At 74.0% G+C, this 19,934-nt stretch carries 16 protein-coding genes; 5 read left to right on the plus strand and 11 right to left on the minus strand.

Annotation, left to right across the window (positions count from 1 at the left end; genetic code table 11):
• Positions 1-105: 105 nt before the first annotated feature.
• Positions 106-915, minus strand: coding sequence for a transglycosylase family protein (locus ACIO9K_RS03085; protein ID WP_400326544.1), 810 nt, complete (start codon positions 913-915; stop codon positions 106-108).
• A gap of 606 nt (positions 916-1,521) precedes the next feature.
• Between ACIO9K_RS03085 and ACIO9K_RS03090 the strand changes: the two genes are divergently transcribed.
• Positions 1,522-2,355, plus strand: coding sequence for a hypothetical protein (locus tag ACIO9K_RS03090; RefSeq protein WP_363587031.1), 834 nt, complete (start codon positions 1,522-1,524; stop codon positions 2,353-2,355).
• 253 nt (positions 2,356-2,608) lie between these two features.
• The gene (locus ACIO9K_RS03095; RefSeq protein WP_400326547.1) at positions 2,609-3,370 is read left to right on the plus strand and encodes a hypothetical protein; all 762 of its coding nucleotides are present in this window, start codon (positions 2,609-2,611) and stop codon (positions 3,368-3,370) included.
• Positions 3,371-3,519: 149 nt separating this feature from the next.
• Here the strand turns inward: ACIO9K_RS03095 and der are convergent, their stop codons facing one another.
• The 4 genes from der to ACIO9K_RS03115 form a co-directional block, all read right to left on the minus strand.
• On the minus strand, positions 3,520-4,974 hold the full coding sequence (gene der, locus ACIO9K_RS03100) for a ribosome biogenesis GTPase Der (RefSeq protein ID WP_363587005.1): 1,455 nt from the start codon (positions 4,972-4,974) through the stop codon (positions 3,520-3,522).
• 231 nt (positions 4,975-5,205) lie between these two features.
• A complete protein-coding gene (cmk, locus tag ACIO9K_RS03105) occupies positions 5,206-5,919 on the minus strand; it encodes a (d)CMP kinase (protein ID WP_363624130.1) in 714 nt (237 codons plus the stop codon).
• Positions 5,920-6,144: 225 nt separating this feature from the next.
• On the minus strand, positions 6,145-7,239 hold the full coding sequence (locus ACIO9K_RS03110) for a DUF4419 domain-containing protein (protein ID WP_363624128.1): 1,095 nt from the start codon (positions 7,237-7,239) through the stop codon (positions 6,145-6,147).
• A gap of 79 nt (positions 7,240-7,318) precedes the next feature.
• Positions 7,319-8,404: a prephenate dehydrogenase gene (locus ACIO9K_RS03115; RefSeq protein ID WP_400326552.1), complete on the minus strand. Its 1,086-nt coding sequence runs from the start codon at positions 8,402-8,404 to the stop codon at positions 7,319-7,321.
• A 397-nt stretch (positions 8,405-8,801) separates the two neighbouring features.
• On the opposite strand from ACIO9K_RS03115, the gene ACIO9K_RS03120 reads away from it, so the two are divergent.
• The 3 genes from ACIO9K_RS03120 (at position 8,802) to ACIO9K_RS03130 (ending at position 13,185) form a co-directional block, all read left to right on the plus strand.
• Complete coding sequence (locus ACIO9K_RS03120; protein ID WP_400326555.1) at positions 8,802-11,192, plus strand: DUF4139 domain-containing protein; 2,391 nt, start codon at positions 8,802-8,804, stop codon at positions 11,190-11,192.
• A 3-nt stretch (positions 11,193-11,195) separates the two neighbouring features.
• Entirely contained in the window at positions 11,196-12,743 is a 1,548-nt protein-coding gene (locus tag ACIO9K_RS03125; RefSeq protein ID WP_400326557.1) for a mucoidy inhibitor MuiA family protein, read from the plus strand.
• Between the two features lie 79 nt (positions 12,744-12,822).
• Entirely contained in the window at positions 12,823-13,185 is a 363-nt protein-coding gene (locus ACIO9K_RS03130) for a DUF952 domain-containing protein (protein ID WP_350883713.1), read from the plus strand.
• Between the two features lie 47 nt (positions 13,186-13,232).
• On the opposite strand, the gene ACIO9K_RS03135 is transcribed toward ACIO9K_RS03130, so the two are convergent.
• The 6 genes from ACIO9K_RS03135 to ACIO9K_RS03160 all read right to left on the minus strand — a co-directional run bounded on the left by ACIO9K_RS03135 (position 13,233) and on the right by ACIO9K_RS03160 (position 19,725).
• Complete coding sequence (locus ACIO9K_RS03135) at positions 13,233-14,216, minus strand: helix-turn-helix domain-containing protein (RefSeq protein WP_159398525.1); 984 nt, start codon at positions 14,214-14,216, stop codon at positions 13,233-13,235.
• Positions 14,217-14,531: 315 nt separating this feature from the next.
• A complete protein-coding gene (locus ACIO9K_RS03140; protein WP_400326561.1) occupies positions 14,532-15,923 on the minus strand; it encodes a pseudouridine synthase in 1,392 nt (463 codons plus the stop codon).
• A 63-nt stretch (positions 15,924-15,986) separates the two neighbouring features.
• Complete coding sequence (gene scpB / locus ACIO9K_RS03145; protein WP_400326675.1) at positions 15,987-16,658, minus strand: SMC-Scp complex subunit ScpB; 672 nt, start codon at positions 16,656-16,658, stop codon at positions 15,987-15,989.
• 290 nt (positions 16,659-16,948) lie between these two features.
• The gene (locus ACIO9K_RS03150; protein ID WP_400326564.1) at positions 16,949-17,815 is read right to left on the minus strand and encodes a segregation and condensation protein A; all 867 of its coding nucleotides are present in this window, start codon (positions 17,813-17,815) and stop codon (positions 16,949-16,951) included.
• Positions 17,816-18,073: 258 nt separating this feature from the next.
• The gene (locus ACIO9K_RS03155) at positions 18,074-18,661 is read right to left on the minus strand and encodes a hypothetical protein (protein WP_363586997.1); all 588 of its coding nucleotides are present in this window, start codon (positions 18,659-18,661) and stop codon (positions 18,074-18,076) included.
• Entirely contained in the window at positions 18,658-19,725 is a 1,068-nt protein-coding gene (locus ACIO9K_RS03160; protein WP_030245868.1) for a ParA family protein, read from the minus strand. The genes ACIO9K_RS03155 and ACIO9K_RS03160 overlap by 4 nt, the downstream gene beginning before the upstream one ends.
• Positions 19,726-19,934 lie beyond the last annotated feature (209 nt).

Raw genomic sequence — 19,934 nt, forward strand, 5'->3', positions numbered from 1 at the left:
CGACATCAGGCGGCAGACCCCGGAGAGTCGGTGTCAATCGCTCAGCTGCTCAAACACTCAGCTACTCAGAGGCTCAGAGGCTCAGAGGCTCAGAGGCTCAACTGATCAGACGCTCAGGGTCTGGCCCGGGAGGATCAGGTCGGGGTTGCCACCGATGACCTTGGCGTTGTTCTTGTACAGGTCGTGCCAGTCCAGGCCCTGCGCGGCGGCGATCGAGCTCAGGGTGTCACCGGACTTGACGGTGTAGCTGTCGCCCTTGGCCGGCTTGGCCTCGTTCGAGCCGGTCCAGCCCTTGGCGCCCTTGGCGGCGTCGTTCTTCGGCGCGGCCTTCGGCGCGACGTCAGCCTTCGGCGCAGCGGCGGCCTTCGGGGCGGCGGCCTTCGGCGCGACATCGGCCTTCGGGGCAGCGGCGGCCTTCGGGGCCTGGGTCTGCGCCGGCTTGGCGGCCGGGGCAGCCGGCTTGGCGGCGGTCGAACCGGTGGTCGAACCGGCCGAGGTGTCGACGGCCGCCGGGGCGCCGCCCTTGGTCAGGCCGGCCTTGACGGAGCACACGGGCCAGGCGCCCGGGCCCTGCGAGGCGAGGACCTTCTCGGCGACGGCGATCTGCTGCGCCTTGGTGGCCTGGTTGGCCTGCGGGGCGTAGGCGGTGCCGCCGAAGGCGGCCCAGGTGCTGGAGGTGAACTGCAGTCCGCCGTAGAAACCGTTGCCGGTGTTGATGGCCCAGTTGCCGCCGCTCTCGCACTGGGCGACGGAGTCCCAGGTGGAGACGGAGGCGGCGGAGGCCGAGGTGGCCGTGACGAGGCCGGCCACCGGCAGGGCCGCGACAGCGGCGCCCGCCACGACAGCCATCCGGACGCGGTTGCGCTTGGTGGCCGTGGAGGTGGTGGCAGCGGCGGTCTCGTGACGGAAGGTCATGGGGTTCCTCTCGAAAGCCCCGGGCGGGCATGCGGAACCAGGCCCTGGAGAGGGCCGCGTTCACTTGCCGCGTCCATCGGGCGACCGTGCACGTGTCGGACGTGCCGCTTGCCGCCCCGGCCACCCAGCCGCTCACCGGCGACCTGTTCGAGCGATCGCGTCGGCGGGCACCTGCCGCATCCGGCGGGAAGCCGGAGGGGCGGTGCGTCGGGGGTGAACCCGGGTGGCGCTCGTTGCGCCGCCAATGAAGCTACGAGCCGGTCGGCGGGGAAACCAAAACTCCACCGGTCTGCCCAGCTCAGCCAAGGGTTACCGGCGGTAATGACCGCACAATCTTGCCCGAAATGCCCGTTTTAGCCGTCGATTCGTAGATCAAACATCACGGCGGCGTGACTCACCTCACGGTTTCATTCCGGCAGGCCTGCCACCGACATCGACACATTGCGACCACGAGAACACGCGGCGCGGTCGGATCAGAGGCAATTCCCGTCAGCCTCGTCGACCACCCGTGACGCCTGACACAAGGGCCCGTTGGTCATGGCGACCTCCCCGTATCCGCCCCCCGACCGCCAACCGCACCCACCAAGAGGAGAACCCGTGCCGCGCATGCTCGACGTCAGCGACGAGGTCCGGTCCGAGATCGGCGACGACGAGGCGGACCGCCTCCTCGGCGGCGACCGCGCACCCGACAGCTACGAATGCACTTCCTGCCGCACCTCCGGCGACACCCACGCGGAGCCCACCAGCACCGTCCTGTTCGTCGGCGAGGAGACCGCCGTACTCGCCTTCGCCCACGCCCGCTGCATCCCGTCCCAGGTGGTGCCGGTGGCCGAGGAGCAACTGGTCGGCGCCGTCCGCAGCATCAGCCAGGCCCAGACCGGCGCCCCGGCCGCGCCCGCGCACCCGCTGGTGCCCATTCCCGCGCCGACCCCGGCGACCGCCCCCACCCCCCAGCCCAGCGCGCCGGGCCAGGCCGCCATCCTCGGCATCACCTGCGGGCTGGTGCTGCACGGCAAGGTCGGGCACGCCTCGCTGGTCGTCGAGCCGACCGGCCCGGTCGGGCGCCCCGGCAGCACCTCGGGCGAGGACGAGTTCCTCGACCTGCTCCAGGACGCAGGCTTCCAGGCCATCACCGACCTCGACGAGACCCCCGACCAACTGGGCGGCTGGTCGGTCCTGGTGGCGATGGGCAAACTGCACGCGATCCTGCAGCCCGCTGCCGCTGGCGGCAGCACCGGCTGGTGGCAGGCGCACCAGCCGCTCCAGGTCACCGACGCCTGGCGGATGGCCGCGAGCCAGCTCTCCGAGGTCACCATGTACGCCGTCCCGGCCGGGATGGTGGGCCGTCAGCCGCGCGAGGACCTGCTCCGCCAGGCCCTGGAGCGGGCGGTGGCACTGGGCCAGGTGGTCGCCGCCTCCCTCCCCCTCGCCGGCACCTGAGCCCCTCGGCACCCAGCCCCAGCAGCGCGCGCCCGACCCAGCCGCGCCCCAGCCCCAGCAGCGCGCGCCCGACCCAGCCGCGCCCCCGCCCCAGCAGCATCCAGCCCCAGCCGCGCCCCAACCCGCCGGCACCCGGGCTCCACGCCCGGGCTCCGCACCCGCCGGAAGGCGGCCTCCCCCTCGGCACAAGCCGCCTTCCGGCCGGGCCCCGGCAACCCCGCATCCCTGTGCCCCCTCACTCGTTGGCCCCTGTGTGTACAGCTACGACGTCTCCGCGTCCCCCGGCCGGTCCACCACCGCCCCCCGCTCGATCCCCGGCATGCGCCCGTCGTACGACGCGGAGCACCCGCACTCGACGACGCCGATCTACGACGAGCTGTACTCCGAGTACCGGCGGCTGTTCCGCGCGCTCCCGGGCGACCGCTCGGGCGAGGAGGACCTGAAGTTCACCGGCTTCGCGGTCCGCGACGGTTACCCGGTGCTCGGCGAACCGCGCCCGTACCCGCCCCAGCACCAGGCCTTCCACAGCTACGGGGGACAGGCGCCCGGCCTGCCGCAGTACATGCCGAGCCAGCAGCACGGCCACTCCGCAGGGCACGCCGCCAACCACGGCGCCACCGGGCACTCCGGCCACGGCGCCACGAACCACACCCATCACGGCGCCACCGGCCACACCCATCACGGCGCGATGGGCCACACCGGCCACAACGCCCCTCAGCCGCCCCCCCACCCCCACGCCGAGCCCGCCGCCCCGACCAGCGACGGCTTCGGCCAGGCCGCCCCGGCGGCCAGCGCCCCTCAGCACACCCCGCCCCCGCCGCCCCAGTTCACCAACGGCCAGGGCTGGGTGGCCGCCGGCTACCTCGGCCCGATCCCGCACGCGATGCCCGCGCCGCCCCCGGCCCCCGCCCCGGCCATGGGCACCGCCACCGGCGTCGCCACCGCCGCGCCCACCGGCGGCCGCCACCGCCAGATGCTCTCCCTCCCCCCGGGCCGCAACGGCGACCACCACTGAACCGCCCGCCTGCGCACCACCCCCACGGCGCCCGCACGGCGCCCGCACGACCCCGTACACGCGACGAGGGCCCCGCCACCACCGTGACGGGGCCCTCGCCCACACCTGCTGCCGGCACCCACCGACTACTGCCGGTGGATCACGACGTCCTACTTCCTCTTGCGCTTCTCCCGGACCCGCACCGAGATCGAGATCGGCGTCCCGACGAAGCCGAACTCCTCACGCAGCCGGCGCTCGATGAAGCGCCGGTAGCCGGCCTCCAGGAAGCCCGAGGCGAACAGCACGAACCGCGGCGGACGGATGCCCGCCTGGGTGCCGAACAGGACGCGCGGCTGCTTGCCACCGCGGATCGGGTGCGGATGGGCGGCCACCAGCTCGCCGAGGAAGGCGTTCAGCCGCGCGGTCGGGATGCGGGTCTCCCAGCCTTCCAGCGCGGTCTCGATCGCCGGGACGAGCTTCTCCATGTGCCGGCCGGTCTTGGCCGAGACGTTGACCCGGGGGGCCCACTGCACCTGGACGAGGTCGCGCTCGATCTCGCGCTCCAGGTAGAAGCGGCGCTCCTCGTCCATCTGGTCCCACTTGTTGTAGGCGATGACGACGGCGCGCCCGGCCTCGACGGCCATCGAGATGATCCGGGTGTCCTGCTCGGCGAGGGTCTCGCTGGCATCGACCAGGACGACCGCGACCTCGGCCTTCTCCAGCGCGGCGGAGGTCCGCAGCGAGGCGTAGAAGTCGGCGCCGGCGGTCAGGTGGACCCGGCGGCGGATGCCGGCGGTGTCGACGAACTTCCAGGTCTTGCCGGCGAGTTCGATCATCTCGTCGACCGGGTCACGGGTGGTGCCGGCCAGCTCGTTGACGACCACCCGCTCCTCGCCGGCGACCTTGTTCAGCAGGCTGGACTTGCCCACGTTCGGGCGGCCGATCAGCGCGATGCGGCGCGGGCCGCCGGGGGCGGCGTCGCCGAAGGTCTGCGGCGGGGCCTCGGGCAGCGCGTCCATGACGGCGTCGAGCAGGTCGCCCGAGCCTCGGCCGTGCAGCGCGGAGACGGGGTACGGCTCGCCCAGGCCCAGCGACCACAGGTAGGCGGCCTCGGCCTCGGTGGACGGGCCGTCGACCTTGTTGGCGCACAGCACGGTCGGCTTGCCGGCCCGGCGGATGAGCTTGATCAGGGCTTCGTCGGTGTCGGTGGCGCCGACGGTGGCGTCGACCACGAACAGCACCGCGTCGGCCTGCTCGATGCCGAGCTCGGCCTGCGCGGCCACCATCGCGTCGATGCCGAGGACGTCGATCTCCCAGCCGCCGGTGTCGACGACCTTGAAGCGGCGGCCGTTCCAGCTGGCCTCGTAGGTGACCCGGTCGCGGGTGACGCCCGGCTTGTCCTCGACGACGGCCTCACGGCGGCCGATGATGCGGTTCACCAGGGTCGACTTGCCGACGTTCGGGCGACCGACGACGGCCAGCACCGGCAGCGGTACGTGCTCGGCGCCGTCGAAGCCGTCCACGCCGTCGACGTCGAAGCCTTCCTCGGCGGCGATGGCCATGAACTCGGCGTAGTCGGCGGCGTCCAGTCCACCGTGGCCGGTGTCGGAGTGCTCTGCGGTCATGTTCGTCTGTTCCGTTTCCCGGCGCGGCCCTTCCCAGGGGCGCGCCGTGCGTACCTGCCCCGCTCGGGGCAGCGCGATGGTTTTCTCCGCGGCACCTCGGCGGCACCGCAGCTCATTCGGCCGTTCCGGCCATTCCGGTCGTTAAGACCATTTCGGCCGTTCAGACCATTGTGGCTGTCCGGACCGGTCCGTCCTTCAGACCGGTCCGTCCCTTCGGGCCCGTCCGTCCTCTCAGACCGACGACATCCCGGCCCGCTCCTCCACCAGCGCGGTGATCCGGTCGATCACCTGCTCCAGGGTGAGCTCGCTGGTGTCCACCAGGACGGCGTCCGCGGCCTGGGCCAGCGGGGCCGTCTTCCGGGAGGAGTCCGCGGCGTCCCGGCGGGCGAGGTCGGCGGCCATCGCGGTGATGGTCGCCTCGTCGACGCCCTTGGCGCGCAGCTCGGCCGCCCGGCGCTCGGCCCGGGCCTGCTCGGAGGCGGTCAGGAACACCTTGACGGTGGCGTTCGGGAACACCACCGTCCCCATGTCCCGGCCCTCGGCGACGATGCCGCGCTCGGCGACCTCGGCGCAGCCGCGCTGCAGCTCCACCAGCCGGGAGCGCACCGCCGGCACCGCGGAGACGGCGCTGACCTGCGCCGTCACCTCGGGGCCGCGGATCGGTCCGGAGACGTCCTGGCCGTCCACCGTGATGGTGGGACCGTCCGCGTCCGTGCCCGACACGATCACCGGCTTGCCGCACGCGACGGCCACCGCCTCCGGGTCGGCCACGGCGACGTCGTTGGCCAGCATCCACCAGGTCATCGCCCGGTACATGGCGCCGGTGTCCAGGAAGCTCAGGCCCAGCTGGGCCGCCACCGCCCGCGAGACGGTCGACTTGCCCGAACCGGAGGGTCCGTCGATCGCGACGACGACCGGGGCGTGCGCTCGGTCGGCAGTGTCCACGGGGCCGAACCTCTCTCTGGGCGTGAAAGCCGGGGCCTGGGGAGGCAGACGGCAGGGGGTTGTCTCCCTCAAGGTTAATGGACCGCCGCCCTACCCACTCCGCCACCCGATCAGCCCAGTACCAGCCCCCTGCCGGCCCCCTCGGCTCCGGTGACAGCGCCGGTATCGGCTCCGGTGACAGCCCCGGTATCAGCGCCGGTATCGGTCCCGATATCGGCGCCGGTATCAGCCCCGGTCGGGGCCCAGGATCCGCAGGACGGCGTTGCCCAGCCGGGGCCGCAGGTACTCCCCGTCCCACTCGATGCCGAGGATGCCGGCGGTGAAGGCCATCGGGATCTCGCGGCCGAGGTGGTCCCAGACGAACGGCACCTTGGAGACGTGCGAGGGGAAGTCGTTCACCGCGAAGGAGTCCCGGTGGTACGGGTTGGCGTCCGCCTCCCGCCAGCCGAAGGACTGGCGCAGCCGGGGCCCGTCGGGGGTCTGGGTGTGCGCGAGGAAGGCGGTGAGCCAGCCGGTCACCCGTGGGCCGCCGGACATCGACCGCCACTTGAAGAGCGAGCGCCAGAACTCGTCGTCGACCGTCCCGCCCGCCGCGGTCGCCGCGATCTCGTCGAGCACCGGGCGCAGTTCGGCGAACCACGGCGCCAGCCAGTCGAAGCGCTCCGCCAGCCCGGCGACCCGCGCCACCAGCAGCGCCCAGTCCCCGGCCGTGCCCTCCAGCCGGATCCGCGGGATGCCGCAGCGGGTCTCCCAGCGGAAGGCGTAGTAGGGGCTGACCACGTCCATCAGCGCCACCAGCGCGGAGGAGGCGTCGTCGGGCGTGGTCGTCGAGAACGCCGGCTGGAACAGCTCCACCAGCTCGGCCCCGACCGCCGCCGCCAGCGGCTCCCGCACCAGCCGGATCGACCGCGACCAGTCCGGGCCGGGCGCCGCCAGGGCGTCGTCGCGGACCACGATCGCTTCCCGGCGCCCCTCGGCACCGCCGAACAGCGCCCGGTACCTCGGCGCGTACATCCGCGCGTGCACGGCCACCTCGTGCACCACCGCGTACCAGAGCACGTCCGGCGACAGGCTGAGCGGCAGGTGCTCCGCGAAGGCGGCGTGGACCGCCCGCACCAGCAGGCTGCAGGTCGGCTCCGGCTCGGTGGACTCCGGGTCCGGCGGCGTCGGCCGGGGCAGTTCGACCAGCGCTTCGACGCTGCGGTGGTGGATCCGGAAGTCCCCACCCACCACCGCCCGCAGGAACCGTTCGTTCCCCAGGTCCACCGGCCGGCCGTAGGACCCGTGCCGGGTCTCGCCCAGCGGCAACTCGATGATCATCCCTGCTCCCCCTCAACCGAACCGCTCGACCGAACCGCTCAACCGAAGTCCCAGAAGCCGACCGGCCCCCGCAGCCCGATCAGTCCCGGACGCTCCACCCGCTCGCCCGCAGCGCCACCGTGAGCGGCTTGACCGCCCCGGGCGCCACCGACAGCTGGACGAAGCCCACCTGCTGGCCGGTCGAGTGCTCGATGACGACGTCCTCGATGTTGACCCCGGCCGCGCCGACCTCGCCGAACAGCCGGCCCAGCTCGCCGGGCTGGTCACCGAGCACCACGGCCACCGTCTCGTACCGGGTGGGCGGCGCGCCGTGCTTGCCGGGGATGCGGGCCTGGCCGGTGTTGCCGCGCCGCATGACCGCCTCGATCCCGGCCGCGCCCGCCCGGCGCTCGCCCTCCTCGGGGGCGTCCAGGGCGCGCAGCGCGGTGACGGTCTCCCCGAGGTCGGAGGCGACCTCCTCCAGGACGTCGGCGACCGCGCCGGCGTTGGCGGAGAGGATGTCGACCCACATGCCGGGGTTGGAGGCGGCGATCCTGGTGACGTCCCGGACACCCTGCCCGGAGAGCCTTATGGCGGTCTCGTCGGCGTGCTCCAGCCGGGCGGCGACCAGCGAGGACACCAGCTGCGGGGCGTGCGAGACCAGGGCGACGGCCCGGTCGTGCGCGGTCGCGTCCATCACGATCGGCATCGCACCGCAGAGCGCGACCAGTTCCAGGGCGGCGTTGAGCGTCTCGGTGTCGGTGTCGTCGGTGGGGGTGAGCACCCAGGGGCGGCCCTCGAACAGGTCGGCGCGGGCGGCCAGCGGGCCGGAGCGCTCGCGGCCGGCCATCGGGTGGCTGCCGATGTAGTGGACGGTGTCGCAGCCGAGCGCGGCGACCTCGATGCGCGGGCCGGCCTTGACGCTGGCGACGTCGGTGTACCAGCGGGCCAGGTTGCGGCGCTGGCAGTCGGCGAGCACCTTGCCGACCAGGGCGGGCGGCACGGCGATGATCGCCAGGTCGACCGGGCCGTCGGCCGGCTCGGTGATGCCGGCGCCGAGCGAGGCGGCGGTCCGGGCGGCGTCCGGGTCGGCGTCCTCCAGATGGACGGTCAGCCCGCGGCCGGCCAGGGCGAGCGCGGCGGAGGTGCCGATCAGTCCGGTACCGACGACGACGGCAGTGCGCATGGCGGGTCGCGCTCCTTCTCGAATTCTCGGGCTTCGCGTTCCGGGCTGCCCGGCCTCGCCGGTTCTCGGTCCGGTCGGCGCCCCGGCACCGGCCGGGAACACCCGCGCCCCATCCTCTCGCATCCGCCCCACCCTCGCCCCCACCGCCCGCCCACTGGGCAACCACGGCGGCCCCGCCCCCGTCCCACACCATGCGGAGGCACGCCGGACACGGCGGGCACCACAGGACCGCGAACGCGCCAGGCCGCCAGACCGCCAGACCGCCAGACCCGCCAACGGGCATACACGCCGCACCCCGCGAAATCCGGCGACGCCCGCACCGAAGCGGGGCAGACTGGCCGCCCGGGCACGGCGCGGGCGACACGCGGAACACGGCACGCGAACGAAGGGGTTGCGCATGGACGATCAGCACAGCGGCGACGATCAGCAGAACGGCGAGGCCCGACACGTCGGCGAGGCCGGGCCCCCGAAACCCCCCGCCGTCCCCGCCCACCCGTCGGTCCTGGACTCCGTCGTGGTCTACGCCGAGGGCGCGGTGTGCCGCCGCCGGGCCAGCGTCCCGCTCCCGGCCGACGGCCGGCTGCGGCTGACCGGTCTGCCCTCCTCCCTGGACGGCCGCTCGCTGCGTGCCCGGGTGCTCGACGGCCCGAGCGGGACGGCGGTCACCGAGGCCCGGCTGGAGCTGCTCGCCGAGTTCCACGAGCCGACCGAACTCCCCCGGCTCCGTCGCGAGTTGGATGAGGCCATGGAGCGCCAGGGCGCACTCACCGAGCGCCGCCGACTGGTCCTGACCGCGATCGCCGAGACCTCCGCCCTGCGCGCCGTACCACCGCAGCGGCGGCCCGAGGAACCGCTGCGGCGGACGCCCGCCGACGCCTGGCTGGAGCTGGCCGACTTCGTCGACGAGCGCCTGACCCGGCTCCAGCGACGCGCCGAGGAGCTCACCACGGAAGTCGAACTCGCGGACCATGAGCGCGAGTTGGCCGCCGACCGGCTGGACCGCGCATCCACGGCCGGCCCCGCCCACCCGGTCGGGACCGCCGCCACCGTCCTGCTCACCCTCACCACCGTGCAGGCCTCGGCACTCTCCGCACAGCCCGCCCCGGAACCCACCATGGAATCCGCCCCGGAATCCGCCGGGGAACCCGTCGCCCCAGCCCCCGAGAAGCCCCCCGCCCGGCTCGACATCGAGCTGGAGTACGGCGTCCCCGCCGCCCGCTGGGTGCCCGCCTACCGCCTCTCCTACCGCCACGGCGCCGACACCGGCCGACTCGTCCTGCGCGCCTCCGTCGCCCAGCAGACCGGAGAGGACTGGACCGGCGTCCGGCTCGCCCTCTCCACCGCCGACCTCGACCGCCGCACCGACCTGCCCCGGCTCCGCTCGCTGCGGATCGGCCGCAGCCAGCCCGCCCCGCCGCCGTCCGGCTGGCGCGAGCCCCCGGCCGGCCTGGCCGACCTCTTCGCCGGCTACGACGACGCCGGAGCCGGTGCCCGCCCGACCCCGCGCCGCAAGGCCCCGCTCGCCGTCTCGGCCCCCGGCCCGTACGGATCCGCCGCCCGGCTCAACCGCCTCGGCGGCGCCCGGCCCGCCGGTTCCCGGCCCGCCGACGCCGGCCTCGTGGCCGACGCCGCCCGGCTGGCCGCCCCCGCCGGGCGCGGCGGCACCCTGGACATCGACGAACCCGTCCCGGCACCCCCGCCCGCCCCGAGCGGCTTCGCCGGATACGGCGGTGCACCCGCCGCCGCCCCGATGCCCCAAGCCCCCCTGCCGCAAGCCTCGATGTACCAAGCCTCGATGCCCCAGGTTTCGATGCCCCAGGCCCCCGCGCCGCCGCCCGCCCCCGTGGCACCGGGCGGCGCGCCCCCGCCGGACCTGCACCCGCTCGCCCGCCGCTCCCGCCGAAGCGGCGGCGGCACCGAGGCCCCCGGCACCGGCTTCGCCCCGGACGCCTCCCTGCTCGACTACCCCGGCCTCGTCCTGGCAGGCCCCGACGCACCCGCCGCCCACCGCGGCACCCTGCGCCCCCAGGCCGAGCAGACCGAGCAGACCGAGCACTACGGGCCGGCGGCGATGCCCCCGGGCGACACCGGCGGCGAGCGGGTCCGCCATCTGGCACTCCCCCGGCACGCCGTCCCGCCCCGCGAGTCGGCGGGCTCCTTCGACCACCGCTTCGACTCCGCCGCCCCCGCCGACATCCCGTCCGACGGCACCTGGCACACCGTCACGATCGACGAGATCCCGGTGTCCGTCCGCCCGGAGTACGTCACCGTCCCCGCCGTCGAGGAGAAGGTGTACGCCACCCTGGTGCTCGCCAACCGGACCGACCGCGCCGTGCTGGCCGGCCCAGTCGAGGTCACCGTCGACGACGAGTTCCTGCTCACCGCCGCCCTGCCCACCCTCGCCCCGGGCGGGCTGCGGAGCCTGGGCATCGGTGTCACCGAGAGCATCGAGGTGGCGCGCCGCACCGAGCTGCACGAGTCCACCACGGGCATGCTGAGCAGCAGCACCGTGCTCGACCACCGGGTGCACGTCCAGCTGGCGAACCGGCTCGGCCGCACCGTCACCGTGGAGGTCCGCGAGCGCGTGCCGGTCACCTCCGACGCCGAGATCCGGATCGAGGAGCGGGCCGACTGGCAGGCCCCGACGGTCTCCACGCCGGACTGCCCGCCCAGCACCCGGCTCTGGCGGGTCGAGCTGCCGCCCGGCGGCCGCACCGAGCTGGACGGCGGCTACCAGATCAAGATCCCGGCCGGAAAGGCCATCGTCGGTGGAAACCGGAGGAACTGAACGATGACCGGAACGACCATCCCCCTCCCCGTCACCGCCGTCACCTGCCTGGAGGACCGCAGCCAGGTCGAACGCACCACCACCGTCGACCTCACCGCAGGCGTCCAGCGGCTGCGACTGGGCCCGCTCACCGCGCTCGCCGTCGACCGCACCCTGCGCGCCGAGATCACCGCCCCCGGCACCCGCGTGCTGGACGCCCGGATCGTCCGCGACTGGATCCCACGCGCCCCGCTGCCGCCCGGCCCGGAGGACTCCCGGCTGCGCCACCGGCTGCACGAGCTGGAGACCGCGAGCCGCCTCGCCGACCAGACCCGCGCCCGCCTGGAAGCCCGGCTGGCGCTGCTCGCCCAGCTCTCCGCCGACCTGCTGCGCGAGATCGGCGAGGGCGCCGGGATCGGCGAGCTCGAACGCACCCGCTGGGCCCGCGAACTGGACCGGGTGGACGCCGAACGCGAGCGCCACGGCGAGGAGCTGCGGACCACCCACTCCCGGCTGCGCCGCCTGGACCAGGAGCGCTCGCAGGCCCTGCTCGCCCTCGACCAGGCCGAGGAGGAACCGGCCGAACTGATCGCCCACCTGGAGCTCACCGTCGAGGCGGCGCGGCCCGGCCCGAGCGGGCTGGCCGTCACCCACCTGGTGCCGTGCGCCCTCTGGCGCCCCTCGTACCGGGCCACCCTGGACGGCGGGAGCCTGCGGCTGGAGTCGGAGGCGGTGGTCTGGCAGCGCACCGGCGAGGACTGGACCGGCGTCCGGCTCACCTTCTCCACCGCCCGCTCGGCCCTCGCCACCGACCCGCCCGCCGTCGCCGAGGACGTCCTGATGCTGCGCGAGCGCACCGCGGAGGAGCGCCGCACGGTCGAGGTGGAGCTGCGCGAGGAGGCGATCAGCGCGCTCGGCCCGGCCGCCGGGGTACCGGGGGTGGACGACGGCGGGGAGGTCCGGGTGCTGCCCGCGCCCGCTCCGGCCACCGTGCCCTCCGACGGCCGGGCGCACCGGGTGCCGCTCGGCGCCTTCACCGGGCAGGCGAGCAGCGAGTACGCGTGCGCGCCGGAGCTGTCCCCGCTGGTGACCCAGGTGGTCCGCTTCCGCAACACGGCCGGGCACCCGCTGCTGGCGGGTCCGGTCGAACTGGTCCGCGGCAGCGGCTTCACCGGCCGGGGCGAGCTGGGCTTCACCGCCGCCGGGGCCGACGCCGAGCTGGCGTTCGGCAGTTCGGACGGCTACCGGGTGGTCCGCGAGGCCGAGGAACGCCAGGCCACCGCCGGGCTCACCGGCCGCCAGACGACCACCCGGACGGTGCGGCTGCACCTCTCCCGCTTCTCCGGCCCGGAGGAGCGGGACGAACAGGTCGTCGCGGTCCGCGAGCGGGTGCCGGTCTCCGAGGTGTCGGCGGTGGAGGTGCGGCTGCGCAAGGAGGAGTGCTCCCCGTCGCCGGACGCCTTCGACGCCGAGGGCATCCTCCGCTGGGACGTCCCGCTCGGGCCCGGCGCCCGCCGGACGGTCACGCTGGTCTACGAGGTCTCCGCCACCGCCAAGGTCGCCGGGCTCTGAGGAGCCCGGCCTCCGCCGCCGTCTGAACACCGGTCCGCTCGTGACGACCGCTCAGGACCAAACCGGGTAGAACAGGAACATGATCCTCCACCTCGCACCCCTGGACGACTGGCTGTCCGACCCCGGTCGGCCGTACACCACCGCGTCGTTGCTCACCGACGGGTTCATCCACTGCTCGGCGGACGAACAGACGGCGCTCGCGGTGGCCAACGCCTTCTTCGCCGACACTCCCGACCCGCTGATGGCACTGCTGATCGAGGAGTCACAGGTGGAACCGATGGTCAAGTGGGAGGCTCCGCACGGCGCACCGCCGCCCGGGGCCACCCCCGGCCTGCTGTTCCCGCACGTCTACGGACGGCTCAACCGCTCCGCCGTCAAGGGCCTGCTGAAGGTCGAGCGCGGCCCGGACGGCCGCTGGGCCGCCCTCACCCCCTGGAGCTGACGCCCGACCCCCGACGTCCGCCCGGCCCGGTGCACAGCCAACTCCCGTCACAACCAACCCCGCTCCCGGGCCGCCATACCGGCCTGGAAGCGGGTGGTGGCGCCCAGCGAGCGCATCAGGCTCTGCAACCGGCGCTGGGTGGTGCGGGCGCTCCAGCCGAGCGACCGGGCGATCGACTCGTCGGTGAGGCCGGCCGCCAGCAGGCCCAGCAGCTTGCGGTGGTCGGCCTCCGGCTCCAGCGTCGCGTCCCCGGTGCCGATCGCGGCCTGCAACTGGACGGCGCGCTCCCACTCCGCCTCGAACAGCGTGTCCAGCGCCTGGAGCAGCGCGGAGGGGTGGATGACGTACGCGGCGTCGAGGACGCTGTCGCCCACGCTGATCGGGATGATCGCCATCCGGTCGTCCGAAATGATCATCTTCATCGGCAGCGACGGCCGGACCCGGGCCTCCTCGCCGTCCGCGACCCCGGCCAGGATGTTCCGCTCCAGCCGGCCCGGCCAGGCCACCGCGTCCCGGTCGTAGACGGTCCGCAGCCGCAGGCCCTCCCGCAACCGCCGCCGCTGCAACGGGATCGGGGTCACCGGATCCTGGATGTACGGCGGGCGGTCGAAGCCGCGGACCTGGTACTGGCTGGTCTCGGTGATGTGCTCCAGCCGCTGCGCGATCGCCTCGCCACCGGTCAGCACCTCCACCGAGTGCGCCGGATCGGTGTACCGCGAGGCCTCCCGGAAGGCGTCCATCAGACGGTGCATCTCGGCCCGGGCGTGCCGCAGTTCGGACTCGCGGTGGCCGATCAGGGTGCCGATCGCGACGTCGGGGGCGACCGGCAGGTAGCGCTGCCGGTCCACCGGCGCCCGGGTCGCCATGCCCTGCTGCGCCAGGCGGTCCAGGGCGCGCACGCTCTGCTGGAGCGTCAGGCCGCATCCCTCGGCCAGTTCCTCCGCGGTGGACTGCGGATTGGCCACCAGCGCCGCGTAGACCTGTCCGTCCGGCTCGGCCAGTCCCAGTGCGCTGAGTGGTGCATCCGACACGACGCCGTCTCCCCCGTTCGCCCCCCACCGGCGCCGGCCCTGGCGCAGTCCCGCCACTGGGCGGATGGTGGTCCGGTGGCAATCCTCTGCCACGGATCATGGCGCTGACAAGGCCGTGACCAGGGGTTGCGCCCCGCCTCGCACCCCACTCACCCCCACCGAACGACCGAGGGCCTCCCCGCCTTTCGACGGGGAGGCCCTCAGCGGAAGCCCGAATATACCGACCGGTCTACAGACTCCTGGGGGAATATGCCGACCGGTCTACATAGCCCAACCGGAATATACCGACCGGTCTATAGAAATATACCGACCGGTCTACAGACCGACCTCGCGCATCAGCTGACCGACCTCGGGGTTGGTCAGACGGCGCAGCCAGCCCGACTTCTGGTCGCCCAGCGCGATCGGGCCGAAGTGCGTGCGCACCAGCTTCTCGACCGGGAAGCCGGCCTCGGCCAGCATCCGGCGGACGATGTGCTTGCGACCCTCGTGCAGGGTCACCTCGACCAGGTAGTTCTTGCCGACGTTGGAGATCACCTTGAAGCTGTCGGCGCGCGCGAAGCCGTCCTCCAGCTCGATGCCCTGCGCCAGCTGCTTGCCCAGGTCGCGCGGGATCGGGCCCTGGATGGCGGCCAGGTAGGTCTTGGTCACGCCGTACCGGGGGTGGGTGAGACGGTGGGCCAGCTCGCCGTGGTTGGTGAGCAGGATGATGCCCTCGGTCTCGGTGTCCAGACGGCCGACGTGGAACAGCCGGGTCTCCCGGTTGGTCACGTAGTCGCCGAGGCACTGGCGCCCGTCCGGGTCCTCCATGGTGGAGACCACGCCGGCCGGCTTGTTGAGCGCGAAGAACAGGTACGACTGGGTGGCGACGGTCAGGCCGTCCACCTTGATCTCGTCGTTCTGCGGGTCGACCCGCTTGCCCTGCTCGGTGACGAGCTTGCCGTTGACCTGGACCCGGCCCTGCTCGATCAGCTCCTCGCAGGCGCGGCGGCTGCCGATGCCCGCCCGGGCCAGCACCTTCTGCAGGCGCTCGCCCTCGGGCTCGCCGAAGGTCTTGGGCAGCTTGACGGCCGGCTTGTCGTGCCGGGCGAGGACGGCGTCCTCGATCTTGGCCTGCAGCTCGCGCGAGCGCTGCGGCTGGCGGCGCGGGTCGCCCGGGGCGCCCTGGCCCTCACGGCGCGGGCGCGGGGCCGGGCTGGGGCGCCGGCCGGAGTAGCCGCCGCGGGCGGGGGTGGCGTTGGGGCCACCGCCGAACTCGGGGCGGTCGTAGCGCCGCTCCTCGGGCCGCAGCGGGCGGTCCGGGTACCGGTTGTCGTCGCGCCGGTCGTCCCGGCGGCTGTCCCGCCCGTACGAGCCGGAGCCGCCGCGCGAACCGGAGCCCGAGCCGGATCCACCGCCGTACGAGCCGCCGCGCGAACCGGCACCGCTGCCGCCGCCGTACGAGCCGCCGCGCGAGCCGGACCCACCGCCGTACGAACCCCCCCGCGAGCCGGAGCCCGAACCGGATCCACCGCCGTACGAGCCGCCCCGCGAGCCGGAGCCCGAGCCGGATCCACCGCCGTACGAACCCCCGCGCGAGCCGGAGCCCGAGCCCGAGCCGCTGCGGCCGCTGCCGCTGCCGCCGTAGGAGCCGCCGCCCCGGCCCCCGCCCTGTCCGCTGCGACCGCTGCCGCCGCCGCTGCCGTTCCTGCCGTTGCCACTGCTACGCATCAAAGTGTCCGTACGTCGTTACCGTCTGGGATGTGCGGTCGTTTCGGCCGACCTCACCGCCCCCTACCGATCAGGCGCAGCCCGACCGGCCTCGCCACTGCCGCCCACGGCCTGCACGGCAGCGGCGGCGACCGCCTCCGCGATCATCGTGCCCTCCAGGGACTCCGCTTCCACGTCGTCGACCTCGGGCAGGAAGGGAGCGAGCTCCGGCAGCTCGTCCAGGCCGCGGAGCCCCATCCGTTCCAGGAAGTAGTTCGTCGTCCGATACAGGATCGCACCTGTTTCGGGCTCGGATCCGGCCTCTTCCACCAGTCCTCGCTGTACCAGGGTACGCATCACGCCGTCACAGTTCACACCGCGGACGGCGGAAACCCTCGATCTGGACACCGGCTGCCGGTAGGCGACGACCGCCAGGGTCTCCAATGCGGCCTGCGTGAGCCGGGCCTGCTGGCCGTCCAGCAGGAAGCGGTCGACGGCCGGAGCGCAGGTGTCCCGGCTGTAGAACCGCCACCCGCCGGCGACCAGCCGCAGGTCGAATCCGCGGCCCTGGGCGGTGTATTCGGCGGCCAGTTCGCGCAGCGCAGCGGCCACCTGCGCCCGGGGCCGTTCCAGCACGCCGGCCAGCCGCTCCTCCCCGGCAGGCTCGTCGACGACCATCAGGATCGCCTCCAACTCGGCCCTCAAGCCGGCCCCGGGCGTCTCCTCGCCCCCGGCCGGATCAGCGACGCCGACCACATCAGTGACGCCGGAGGTCGACGGGGCCGACTTCTGGTGCACGACCCGGGCCTCGCCCTCCGCCGACGCACCCACGGACGCCGCTACCGGCTCCACCACCGACCCCGCCGCCACCGGATCCGTCACGGGCCCCGCCACCGGCTCCGGCAGCAGCTCGAAGGCCGGCTCCAGCCACTCCCCGGCCCGCGGCCGCCCCGGCAGCCCGAGCGGGCGTCGCACCGGCCGCCCGCCGACCCCGCTCCCGCTCGGGCGCCCGCTCCCGCTCCCGCTCCCGCTCCCGCTCCCACCACTCATCGACTCTCCTCCCGCTCCCGCTCACCCACCGGCCGGTCGAACTCGTCCGTCACCTCGACCGCGCCCCGGTCCGCCTCCGCCACCCAGCGCACCAGCAGTTCGCCCAGCGCCTCCGGCTGCTCGAAGGCCAGCACCCGCTCCCGGTACAGCTCCAGCAGCGCCAGGAAACGGGCGACGACCACCAGCTCGTCCGGCGCGTCCTCGACCAACCGCTGGAACGACGCCTCGCCGAGCTCGGTGAGCAGCCCGACCACCAGCCCGGCCTGCTCGCGCACGCTGACGGGCGGGCTGTGGATGTGGTCGACGTACACGACGGGCTTCGGCTTGGGTTCCATGGCCCTGGCCGCCAGCTGCGCGAGCCGCTCCGGGCCGATGGTGATGACCACCTCGGGCAGCAGCCCGGCATGCCGGGGCTCCAGCCCGACGGTGCGCGGGCGTCGGGCCAGCTCGGCGGCCCAGCGCTCGCCGAAGAGGGCCGCCGCCCGCTTGTACGCCCGGTACTGCAGCAACCGGGCGAACAGCAGGTCGCGGGCCTCCAGCAGCGCCAGGTCCTCCTCGTCCTCGACGTCGGCGACGGGCAGCAGCCGGGCGGCCTTGAGGTCGAGCAGGGTCGCGGCGACGACCAGGAACTCGGTCGCCGCGTCCAGGTCCCAGTCCGGGCCCATCGCCCGGATGTGTGCCATGAACTCGTCGGTGACGGTGGCCAGCGCCACTTCGGTGACGTCGAGTTTGTGCTTGGCGATCAGACTGAGCAGCAGGTCGAAGGGGCCTTCGAAGTTGTCCAGCCGCACCCGGAAGCCGCCCCGCGGCTGTTCCTCGGTCGCGTTCACGGCGGTGGTGGGTGGTTCGGCGGTGCTCGGCATGACGGTCCATCTTCACCCGGCCCGGCCGCCCGCCCCGCCCCCGGGACCGTCGACACGCCGTCGACACGCCGCCGTCACGCCGCCGACGCCTCCCGACGTCGGCCCTCGGCATCGACATCGACGCCACCGCAGGACGTCACCACAGGACGTCGACACGCCACACCAGGAATGCCACACCAGGAATGCCACACCGGGACCGCCGCACCGGAGGCACCGCACCAGCAGCACCAGAGGCACCACTGACGTCCAGGAAGGGGCCTAGCGGCCGCGCAACCGCCGGACCAGGATGGAGGCCTCGCCGCGCTGCTCCAGGTCCGCCAGGACGACCGCGATGGCCTCCCGGACGATCCGCCCGCGGTCCACGGCCAGGCCGTGCTCACCGCGCAGCACCAGCCGGGCGTGCTCCAGGTCCATGAGCTCCTCGGCGGACACGTACACGGTGATCTTCTCGTCGTGCCGCTCGCGTCCGCTGGGGCGGCGCGGCGCGCGGCCGCGCGGCCGGGCGCGTCCGGTGCCGCCGGCCTGCTCCTCGGCGGCACCGGGGTGCTGGCGGCCGGCCGGCACGGTGCCCTGGGGCCCGGCGGACGAGGCGGAGCGCTGGGCCGGCGGCTGGGCGCCCGCCGGTGCGCCGGCGGCCGGCTGCTGGTCCTGGGACGGCTGCCGCCCGGCCTCGCCGGTGCGCTGGGTGTCCTGAGCGTCCTCGGCGCCTTCGGCGCCGTCCGTGCCGTGGACGGTCCGCGCGGTCTCCGCTCTGGCTGCCTCGGCGGCCGGACGCGGCGCGAGGGACGGCGACAGCGCCATCCCGCCGGTGGTCCGGAACAGCTCGTCGGCCCCCGGGAGACTCACTCGGCGGGGCGGCACCGGTCGAGCACCTCCCTGGCGAGCTGGCGGTAGGCGGCGGCACCGACCGAGTTGGTCGCGTACGTGGTGATGGGCTCGCCGGCGACGGTGGTCTCCGGGAAGCGCACGGTCCGCCCGATGACGGTGTGGAAGACGTGCTCGCCGAACGCCTCGACGACGCGCGCCAGCACCTCGCGGCTGTGCACGGTGCGCGAGTCGTACATGGTCGCGAGGATGCCGTCCAGGCGCAGCTCGGGGTTGAGCCGCTCGCACACCTTCTCGATGGTCTCGGTCAGCAGCGCGACGCCGCGCAGCGCGAAGAACTCGCACTCCAGCGGGACGATGACGCTGTGAGCGGCGGTCAGCGCATTGACCGTCAGCAGGCCCAGCGAGGGCTGGCAGTCGATGATGACGTAGTCGTAGTCGGGCAGCAGCGGCTTCAGCGCGCGGGCCAGCGCGGACTCCCGGGCCACCTCGCTGACCAACTGCACCTCGGCGGCGGAGAGGTCGATGTTGGACGGCAGCAGGTCCATGCCCGGCACGGCTGTCTTGAGCAGCACTTCATCGGCCGTCAGGCCCCGCTCCATGAGCAGGTTGTAGACGGTGACGTCGAGCTCCATCGGGTTGACGCCGAGGCCGACCGAGAGCGCGCCCTGCGGGTCGAAGTCGACGAGCAGCACCCGGCGGCCGTACTCGGCCAGCGCGGCGCCCAGGTTGATGGTCGACGTGGTCTTGCCGACGCCGCCCTTCTGGTTGCACATGGCGATGATCTGCGCGGGACCGTGCTCGGCCACCGGGGCGGGGATCGGGAAGTACGGCAGCGGGCGGCCGGTCGGGCCGACCCGCTCGCGGCGCTGGCGCGCGGCGTCGGGGGCCAGCGTGGCGGCGTACTCCGGGTCCGGCTCGTACTCGGCGTCCGGGTCGTCGTAGGCGCCGTAGGCGAACTCGCCGTAGGCCAGGCCGTAGGCCGCCAAGTCGGCGTCGTGATCGGTCACCGTGGTCACCTGCGCTGTGTTCTGGCGTGCTTCGAAGGTGCGGAGTGCGACCGAGCCGACCTCGGCCGAGCCCACGGAGGGCTGCCGGGCCCCGGGCTCCTCACTCGGCTGGCCGGCGGTGCGCTCCGCCAGTCCTGGCTGACCACCCCCGGGAGCAAATGTCGACTCATTCACAAGTCGTCTTACCTCCTTGGGCATCCAGGACTCTATGTCGATTCGTCAGCGTGGCAGCATGCCGACGGTTTGCGACTCTAGGCCGTTCAAGGCGTTCGCAGCAACACAAT

The sequence above is a fragment of the Kitasatospora sp. NPDC087271 genome, assembly GCF_044744605.1.
Classification (GTDB): Bacteria; Actinomycetota; Actinomycetes; order Streptomycetales; family Streptomycetaceae; genus Kitasatospora.